Here is a 9,399-nt window from a genome sequence, read left to right as displayed (position 1 = left end):
CGGATATTGTTTTTTCATGGGACACCATCGTCCGGCTACGTAGTCGCGCCCTGAAGGCGCTGCGAATACACGAAAGGCCGCCACGAATAATCGTGACGGCCTCCGCCCGCAGTAGCGGGGACAGGATTTGAACCTGTGACCTCTGGGTTATGAGCCCAGCGAGCTACCGAGCTGCTCCACCCCGCGTCGGCTTGTCTTTCTGACAGCTCTATCTACGATACTGAGGGATTGAAAAAAGTCAATCAGGTTGGTTTCTTCGGCGTGTCGCCAGTGGGAGGTGATGCATCGCCCATGGGATGTGCCGCGCGTGGGACGTATCGCGCGTAGAGGGGACGTGCCGCGTGTGAAGTGGCGTCGCGTGTAGGGAGTTGGTGCCGCACTGAGGACCATACTGCGCGTGGCGCGCGCCAACCCTGAGGAACATATCATGCATGGAGCGTGGCACGCCGGCCATGCGGAGTGTCATACCGCGCTGTCCTGTCGCGTAACGCGTCATAAGCGGAATCTATGTGGTCCGCCGCATAAAACAGCATCCTTGGCGTGCGGCATATCCGCGATTCCACCATAATGAAGACATGCCTATTAAGATTCCCAGTGGCCTGCCGGCCCGTGCCATCCTCGATTCGGAGCGCATCTTCGCCCTCGAGAAGCCCGAAGCTGAGCGTCAGCGTGTGCGTCCGCTCAAACTGGTGATCTTGAATCTTATGCCCAAGAAGATCGAGACCGAAACACAGCTTCTTCGCCTCATCTCCAAGAGCCCGCTGCAGGTGGAGGTCGATTTCATGAAGACCTCCACGCATGAGTCCACGCATGTCTCCGCTGACCATCTGGTGAAGTTCTATGAAACGCTCGATGCGTTCAAGGACAACTATTACGATGGTTTCGTCGTGACCGGCGCACCGGTGGAGCATCTGCCTTTCGAACAGGTGGACTACTGGGAGGAATTCAAGACCATCCTCGACTGGGCCTCCACTCATGTGTTCTCCACCATGTACATGTGCTGGGGCGCCATGGGTGCGCTGTATTACCGTTACGGTGTGCGCAAGGAGGATTATCCGCAGAAGGTCTTCGGCGTATTCCCGCAGTACCTGCAGGATGAATACTGCTTCCTCACCAACGGCTTTGACGAGATCGCGTTGCAGCCGCATTCCCGTCTGGCCGGTGTGAACGAGGATGATCTGAAGACGCATGGGGAGAACCTGCAGGTGCTGACTTGGGGCCCGCAATCCGGGCCGGGGTTGGTGGCAACGCGTGACTTCTCCGAGGTCTTCGCGCTCGGCCATTGGGAATACGGCAAATACACGCTCGCCGAGGAATACGAGCGCGATATGGCCAAGGGGCTCACCAATGTGCCGTTCCCCCAAAACTACTTCCCACATGACGATCCCTCGCTTGAGCCGTTGTTCAGCTGGCGCGCACATGGCAACCTGTTGTGGCGCAACTGGCTGAACTGGGTGTATCAGACCACGCCGTATGACTTGTCTGAAGTGCCTCAATTGCGAGCGGAGAAGAAGCTCGGCACCGATCGCTCGATTCGTCACGAACCGGGCAGTCCGCGTAAAGACGGCTTCGCGCCGTTCGAGCATGATGGATACGGGGTTATTCCTCGGCGCTGATTTCGCGATCGGTCTGCTGGTTTGTCGGTATGTCGGGGTCTGACTGCCGGTAAGATTGCCGGCAATGGTGCCTGGTGCCTTGGTCTGTATGAGCCTATGTGCCGCCCCTTTGTAGCGGCTACGCGACGCAGTGACCACGACTTGGATACCACTCTGTTCGATATATGGACAAAGGTGTGATCAAAACTCGGCAATATTGAGGTGCCCGTCTAATAGCGCCGAGTATGATAACAAAGTGGTAAAACCCTTATGGCAGTAGGGCTTACAATGGACACGCCAAGCGGGCATTGACTTTGTCCGATGTGAGGCCAATAATCGCATTTCAGTCATTCGGGGTTGAATGCCAAGCGCCAACTCCGGTTCCCGCCTGGCCGGTCCCGCAGTGGAGAGTGGAAGTAACCGATACGTCACATTTGCTCGCTCCGCTGGTCTAAACTGACATCTGACAACAGAAGAAGCAGGAGGCGTGAGAATGAACGAAGCCCTTTTGAACGGGGTGGCATTGGCCGCCGACGGCCCGGAATTCCCGACCGTCGACGACTTCCTTCTTCCTCAGATCATTTTTCCGGGGACTCCGTTCGCCATGGATCGCATCATCATGGTGCGCGTGATCGCCACCGTGATCATGCTGGTGATTCTGGGTGTTTCGGCGGCTCGTGCCAAGCTGATTCCAGGTCGTTGGCAGGGCGCCGTGGAATGGGTCATCGAATTCGTGCGTGACCAGATCGTCTATCAGGTGATGGGCAAGGAGCGCGGACAGCGTTATCTGCCGATGATCACCACTATGTTCTTCACCATTCTGGTGTTCAACCTGTGCGGCATCATCCCGGGCTTCAACATCGCCGCTACGGCCACCATCACCATGCCGCTGGTCTTCGCCGGCTGGTGCTTTGTCCAGTACTGGATCGCAGGTGCGCGTGAGAAGGGTCTGGGCCACTTCCTCAAGGACGAGCTCTTCCCCAAGGGCGTGCCCGCTCCGATCTACATTCTGCTGACCCCGATTCAGATTCTCGAGCTTCTGGTGATTCGTCCAGTCTCCCTGACCCTGCGACTCTTCGCCAACATGGTCGCCGGCCATATCACTGTGGCCGTCTGCCTTGCCGCCACCCAGTGGTTCCTTATCGAGATTCCGAACAAGCTGTGGTCCATCCTCGGCGTCGGCACGCTTGCCGCCGGCCTGATCATGACCCTGTTCGAGATATTGGTCGCGGCTCTGCAAGCATTCATCTTTGCCATGTTGACCACTGCATACATCAACATGAGCTACCCGGAGGGCGAGTGATCAGCCGCTCGGCGGTGTTCGCTCAAGCTCCCCGGAACATAGTTTTTCCAAGATTTCCTTCGTACTGAAGAAAAACCAGAAAGGACAAACCCATGGATATCATCACCCTCGCTGAGGTCGCTGGTAATCTCAACGCAATCGGCTACGGCCTTGCCGCCATCGGCCCTGGCATCGGTCTGGGCATCCTGATCGGCAAGACCATCGAAGGCACCGCTCGTCAGCCTGAGCTCGGCGGCCGTCTGCAGACCCTGATGTTCCTGGGTCTTGCATTCGTCGAGATTCTGGCCCTCCTCGGTCTGGTGGCCGGCTTCATCTTCCAGTGATTCATCACCGTTGCCGTGTTCGGTTCGCATGAATCGCGGATCGATGCGGGTCGACGGAAGAATGAATGATCAGGAAATGAAGCAATGAAAGGAGAACGACAATGACTTTAGCGGAGCAGAACGGTGTGAATCTGTTCATCCCCAAGGTCTACGACATCGTATGGTCGCTGATTATCCTTGCAATCATCGCGGTGTTCTTCTACAAGTTCTTCATGCCGAAGTTCCAGGCTGTGTTCGATGAGCGTACCGCCAAGATCGAAGGTGGCATCGCAAAGGCTGAGCAGGCCCAGAAGGACGCCAACGAGGCGAAGGCTAAGTATGAGGCCCAACTGAGCCAGGCTCGCGTCGAGGCTGCCAAGATTCGTGATGACGCCCGCGCCGAAGCATCGCATATCGTTGCCGACGCACGTTCGCGTGCCGAATCCGAGGCCGCGCAGATCACCGCCAATGCTCAGCGCTCACTGGAATCCCAGCAGCAGCAGGCCATGGTCTCGCTCAAGGGCGAGGTCGGCGCGCTTGCCACTGCCTTGGCCGGAAAGATCCTCGGTGCCAAGCTCGAAGACAGCGCTGTGCAGTCTTCGATGATCGACTCGATGATCAACGACCTGGATGCCAAGAAGTGATTGTGAACATCGTCAGGAACATCCGTAACCAGAAAGGGAGGTGACCATGCGAGGAGAGGCATCCCGTATAGCAGACCGCGAGTCGCGTGATTCGCTCGCCCCGAAGCTGCGTGACACCCGTGAGGATGCATGGCGTATCGGCAACGAACTGTTCAAGATCACCAGCGTGCTTGACCACACGCTTCCTCTCGAACGGGCGTTGACGGATCCTTCCCGCCCTGTGGCCGATAAGGTCGCAGTACTCAACGAGCTGTTCCAGGGCAATGAGCACCCGATGACGATGGAGATCATGACTGATCTGGTCGCCCGTCGTTGGAGCCGTGCCCGAGACATCGCCAACGCTGTGGAAGATTTCGGCGTGGACGCCATGATGTATTACGCTGACGCCACTGACTCGACGTTGCAGGTATCCATCGAGCTGTCGCAGTTGCATTCCGCACTGCTGACCCTGCCGGTGGTGCGCGCCAAGCTGTATGACGATCAGGCCACCAGCGAATCCCGCGTGAAGCTGTTCCGTGAGGTATTCGATGGCAAGGGTCTCAACAAGATTACGATGAGGCTTGCCGAACACGCCACCTGCAATCTTCGCCGCCGCCGCTATCTGGAGACCATCCAGTGGCTGATCAACAAGTTCTCGCGTCATATGGGTGAGTCGATGGTCACGGTGACCACCGCCACGCCACTGACGAAGGAACAGGTCGATCGTCTGACGGACATTTACTCGGCGAAGGCCGGACGCCCGGTCCACATCAATTCCGTGGTGGATCCGAGCGTGCTCGGAGGCATGCGCATTCAGGTCGGCGACGAAGTCACGGACAATACCGTGGTCGCGCAGTTGCAGAACCTGCACCGCACCGTGAAAGCGGGCACCAACTGAGCGGATGGGGAACGGCCTACTGCCTTCCCTGCCGTTCAGCGGAACACAAGCAAAGACTTGACTGAACAATAACCAACAATAAGGAGTGATCATGGCAGAACTGACCATCGATCCCGCCTCGATTCGCAAGGCCTTGGACGACTTTGTGTCGTCCTACCAGCCGAGCGACACCCCCACTCAGGAAGTGGGATATGTCGCCACGGCCGGTGATGGCATTGCCCACGTGACGGGGTTGCCTGGTTGCATGGCCAATGAGCTGCTGACGTTCGAAGACGGCACGCTCGGCCTGGCGTTCAACCTTGACGCCCGTGAGATCGGCGTGGTGATTCTCGGCGATTTCGCTGGAATCGAGGAAGGCCAGGAAGTGCGTCGCACGGGCGAAGTGCTCTCCGTGCCTGTCGGCGACGGTTACCTCGGCCGCGTCGTTGATCCGCTGGGTAAGCCGATTGACGGCCTTGGCGAGATCAAGAGCGAAGGCCGCCGTATCCTTGAAGCCCAGGCTCCGGATGTGATGCACCGTCACCCGGTCGACGAGCCGCTGTCCACCGGCCTCAAGGCCATCGACGCAATGACGCCGATCGGCCGCGGCCAGCGCCAGCTCATCATCGGCGACCGCCAGACCGGTAAGACCGCCATCGCGATCGATACCATCATCAACCAGAAGGCGAACTGGGAATCCGGCGACCCGAAGAAGCAGGTGCGCTGCATCTACGTGGCTGTCGGCCAGAAGGGCTCCACCATCGCTTCGGTGAAGCAGAGCCTGGAGGACGCCGGTGCCATGGAGTACACCACCATCGTGGCATCCCCGGCATCCGATTCCGCAGGTTTCAAGTACATCGCCCCGTACACCGGCTCGGCCATCGGCCAGCACTGGATGTACAACGGCAAGCATGTGCTGATCGTCTTCGATGATCTGTCCAAGCAGGCTGAAGCCTATCGTTCGATCTCCCTGCTGCTTCGTCGCCCGCCGGGGCGTGAAGCCTACCCGGGTGATGTGTTCTACCTGCACTCCCGTCTGCTCGAACGCTGCGCCAAGGTCTCCGATGATCTCGGTGGTGGCTCCATGACGGGTCTGCCGATCGTCGAGACCAAGGCGAACGATGTGTCCGCCTATATCCCGACCAACGTGATCTCCATCACCGACGGCCAGATCTTCCTACAGTCCGATCTGTTCAACGCCAACCAGCGTCCTGCTGTGGACGTCGGTATCTCCGTCTCCCGAGTCGGCGGCGCGGCACAGACCAAGGCTCTCAAGAAGGTCTCCGGCACGCTGAAGATCTCCCTGGCGCAGTACCGTTCGCTGGAATCCTTCGCCATGTTCGCATCCGATCTGGATGCGGCTTCCAAGGCCCAGCTGACCCGTGGCGCCCACCTGACCGAGCTGTTGAAGCAGCCGCAGTTCCACCCGTACTCCATGGAGCAGGAAGTCGTGTCCGTCTGGACCGGCACCCATGGCAAGCTTGATGACCTCGAGCTCGCCGATGTGCTTCCGTTCGAGCAGGGTCTGCTGGACTACCTCGACCACAACACCGATATCCTCAAGACCATCCGCGACACCGAGGACTTCACCGCCGACACCGAGGCTGCCCTCGCCAAGGCCGTGGATGCCTTCCGTGCCACCTTCGTCACCTCCGCCGGCAAGCCGCTGGTCGAGAAGAAGCCTGACATCTCCAAGGCGGCCCCGGTCGAGCAGGAAAAGATCGTGGCGGGAGAGAAGTAAGCCATGGGCTCGCAACTCGCATTGAAATCACGCATCCACTCCACCGAGTCGTTGGAGAAGATCTTCAACGCCCAGGAGATGATTGCGTCTTCGCATATCGCCAAGGCCCGTGATGTGGCTTTGAACGCGAAGCCGTACACCGATGCGATTTTCGATGCCGTGCAAGCGTTGGTGGCGCACACCCATATCACGCATCCGATCGCGATGAAGGACGAGAACAACCCGCGAGTGGCTGTTCTCGCCCTCACCTCGGATCGTGGCATGGCCGGCCCGTACACCTCTTCGATTATCCGTGAAACGGAATCGCTGCTGGCCCGCCTCGAGGCGGATGGCAAGCAGCCGGAGCTGTTCGTGTACGGGCGTCGTGGTTCGACGTACTACAAGTACCGCAACCGCGACGTGGCGGCCACATGGGAAGGTGACACCGACCAGCCCGGCGTCGAGATCGCCGAGACGATCTCCAATACGTTGATGGACGCCTATATGAAACCGGCGGAGAAGGGTGGAGTTTCCGAACTCTACATCGTCTACACCGAATTCATCAACATGGTGGTCCAGAAGGTTCGCGTGCTGCGCATGCTGCCGGTGGAGATCGTGGAGAACGAGGCCAAGGTCCCGGATCCGGAGAACGAGCCTGCGGCAGAGGACATTCCTCCGCTGTACGCATTCGAGCCGAGCCTGGACGAGGTGCTGGATGCCATTCTGCCGAAGTACATCCAATCCCGTATCCACGAGTGCCTGCTGACCGCAGCGGCCTCCGAGACCGCCAGCCGTCAGAACGCCATGCACACGGCAACGGACAACGCACGTAATCTGGTCGATGACCTCACCCGCAAGCTCAATGCTTCGCGTCAGGCCTCGATCACCCAGGAACTTACCGAAATCATCGGCAGCGCTGACGCGCTGAACACAAAGGAAGAGTAGGAACGCACTATGGCTGAGAATCAGACCACTGTGGCTTCCGAGACCAACGGCGAGCCGGTTCACGGACGCGTCACCCGAGTCCAGGGTTCGGTTATCGACGTTGAGTTCCCGGTCGGCCACATGCCCGACATCTACAACGCCCTGCACGTGACCATCGTCAACACGGGCGCTAAAGAGGAAGGCGAAGCCAAGTCGACCGAGATCACTCTCGAGGTCGAACAGCACCTCGGTGACTCCACCGTGCGTTGCGTGGCGCTGAAGCCGACCGACGGCCTGGTGCGTGGCGCATCCGTGTATGACACCGGTGCCCCGATTTCCGTGCCGGTCGGCGATGTGACCAAGGGCCACGTCTTCGACGTGTCCGGAAACATCCTCAACAAGAAGCCGGATGAGCAGGTCACCGTTACCGAGCGTTGGCCCATCCACCGCAACCCGCCGGCCTTCGACCAGCTGGAATCCAAGACCCAGATGTTCGAGACGGGCATCAAGGTCATCGATCTGCTGACCCCGTACGTGCAGGGCGGCAAGATCGGTCTGTTCGGTGGCGCAGGCGTGGGCAAGACCGTGCTGATTCAGGAAATGATTCAGCGTGTGGCTCAGAACCACGGCGGTGTGTCCGTGTTCGCCGGCGTCGGCGAGCGTACCCGTGAGGGTAACGATCTGATCGGCGAGATGGACGAAGCCGGCGTGCTTGAGAAGACCGCTCTGGTCTTCGGCCAGATGGATGAGCAGCCGGGCACCCGTCTGCGTGTCCCGCTGACCGCACTGACCATGGCAGAGTACTTCCGTGACGTGCAGAACCAGGACGTGCTGCTGTTCATCGACAACATCTTCCGCTTCACGCAGGCCGGTTCCGAGGTGTCCACGTTGCTGGGCCGTATGCCTTCCGCCGTGGGTTACCAGCCGAACCTGGCCGACGAGATGGGTGCTCTGCAGGAGCGCATCACCTCCACGCGAGGCCACTCCATCACCTCGCTGCAGGCCATCTATGTGCCGGCCGATGATTACACCGACCCGGCCCCGGCCACGACCTTCGCCCACCTGGACGCGACCACCGAGCTTTCCCGCGACATCGCTTCCAAGGGTATCTACCCGGCTGTGGATCCGCTGAGCTCCACTTCGCGAATCCTCGATCCGCGTTACGTCGGCCAGGCCCACTATGAGTGCGCCAACCGCGTCAAGGCTATTCTGCAGCGTAACAAGGAGCTGCAGGACATCATCGCCCTGATCGGTATCGACGAGCTCTCCGAAGAGGACAAGACCACAGTGAACCGTGCTCGTCGCATTGAGCAGTTCCTCGGCCAGAACTTCTACGTGGCTGAGAAGTTCACCGGTCGTCCGGGTTCCTACGTGCCGGCCGACGAGACCATCGAGGCCTTCACCCGCATCTGCGACGGCGTGTACGACGACGTCCCTGAGCAGGCGTTCTCCGGCATCGGCGGCATCGACGATCTCGAGAAGAAGTGGCACGACATGCAGAAGGAACTTGGTGAGTGATGGCTGAATCGGAAAAAACCACGATGAAGGTGAACATCGTCGCTGCCGACCACCCGGTGTGGCACGGCGATGCGGCGAGCGTGACCATCCCCGCCTCGGAAGGCGGTATGGGCATCCTGCCGAGCCATGAGCCTGTGCTCACGGTCATCAAGCAGGGTACGCTCACCGTGGTTGAGCCCGATGGCGATCGCCATATGTTCGAGGTGACCGATGGATTCATTTCCTTCGACTCGAACAAGCTCACCGTGGCGGTCGAGCGCGGTCGTGATGTGCAGTACTCCAGCACGGAGGCCTGAGCTGCACCGATAGCGCGATCACACAATCGCAATGGCTCTCTCTGGGATTCCAGAGAGAGCCATTTTCTTACGCATCGTGTTGATGCGCATGCATGACGCGCGAACGGCTTATGTGCGTGCCACGCCACTGCGGATTGGCGCTTTTTGCATTCGCGTGGCACAAGCCTCTGCCACGCGAATGCAAAACATGCGATTATTGCATTCGCGTGGCGCGGTTTTGGGCCTTATAAGGGCAATAACC

At 59.4% G+C, this 9,399-nt stretch carries 9 protein-coding genes and 1 tRNA gene; 9 read left to right on the top strand and 1 reads right to left on the bottom strand.

What is annotated here, in order from left to right; all coding sequences use genetic code 11:
* Positions 1–112: 112 nt before the first annotated feature.
* Positions 113–186, bottom strand: a tRNA-Met gene (locus BW14_RS11690).
* A gap of 389 nt (positions 187–575) precedes the next feature.
* On the opposite strand from BW14_RS11690, the gene metA reads away from it, so the two are divergent.
* The 9 genes from metA to BW14_RS11645 all read left to right on the top strand — a co-directional run bounded on the left by metA (position 576) and on the right by BW14_RS11645 (position 9,158).
* On the top strand, positions 576–1,616 hold the full coding sequence (gene metA, locus BW14_RS11685) for a homoserine O-succinyltransferase (protein ID WP_140490768.1): 1,041 nt from the start codon (positions 576–578) through the stop codon (positions 1,614–1,616).
* Between the two features lie 472 nt (positions 1,617–2,088).
* Positions 2,089–2,898 (top strand): F0F1 ATP synthase subunit A, encoded by an 810-nt coding sequence (gene atpB / locus BW14_RS11680; protein WP_044089384.1) that lies wholly within the window; start codon positions 2,089–2,091, stop codon positions 2,896–2,898.
* A gap of 92 nt (positions 2,899–2,990) precedes the next feature.
* A complete protein-coding gene (atpE, locus tag BW14_RS11675; protein ID WP_033890625.1) occupies positions 2,991–3,221 on the top strand; it encodes an ATP synthase F0 subunit C in 231 nt (76 codons plus the stop codon).
* A 101-nt stretch (positions 3,222–3,322) separates the two neighbouring features.
* Complete coding sequence (locus BW14_RS11670) at positions 3,323–3,844, top strand: F0F1 ATP synthase subunit B (RefSeq protein WP_044089385.1); 522 nt, start codon at positions 3,323–3,325, stop codon at positions 3,842–3,844.
* A 46-nt stretch (positions 3,845–3,890) separates the two neighbouring features.
* The gene (locus BW14_RS11665) at positions 3,891–4,721 is read left to right on the top strand and encodes a F0F1 ATP synthase subunit delta (protein WP_044089386.1); all 831 of its coding nucleotides are present in this window, start codon (positions 3,891–3,893) and stop codon (positions 4,719–4,721) included.
* A gap of 91 nt (positions 4,722–4,812) precedes the next feature.
* Positions 4,813–6,441, top strand: coding sequence for a F0F1 ATP synthase subunit alpha (gene atpA / locus BW14_RS11660; protein ID WP_140490766.1), 1,629 nt, complete (start codon positions 4,813–4,815; stop codon positions 6,439–6,441).
* Positions 6,442–6,444: 3 nt separating this feature from the next.
* A complete protein-coding gene (locus tag BW14_RS11655; RefSeq protein ID WP_140490764.1) occupies positions 6,445–7,365 on the top strand; it encodes a F0F1 ATP synthase subunit gamma in 921 nt (306 codons plus the stop codon).
* A 9-nt stretch (positions 7,366–7,374) separates the two neighbouring features.
* A complete protein-coding gene (gene atpD / locus BW14_RS11650; protein ID WP_044089389.1) occupies positions 7,375–8,862 on the top strand; it encodes a F0F1 ATP synthase subunit beta in 1,488 nt (495 codons plus the stop codon).
* Positions 8,862–9,158, top strand: coding sequence for a F0F1 ATP synthase subunit epsilon (locus tag BW14_RS11645; RefSeq protein ID WP_044089390.1), 297 nt, complete (start codon positions 8,862–8,864; stop codon positions 9,156–9,158). Before atpD ends, BW14_RS11645 begins: the two co-directional genes overlap by 1 nt.
* The last annotated feature ends 241 nt before the right edge of the window (positions 9,159–9,399 follow it).

Source organism: Bifidobacterium sp. UTBIF-68 (genome assembly GCF_006408855.1).
Taxonomy (GTDB): domain Bacteria; phylum Actinomycetota; class Actinomycetes; order Actinomycetales; family Bifidobacteriaceae; genus Bifidobacterium; species Bifidobacterium reuteri.
This window is presented reverse-complemented; position numbering and strand designations above follow the sequence as displayed.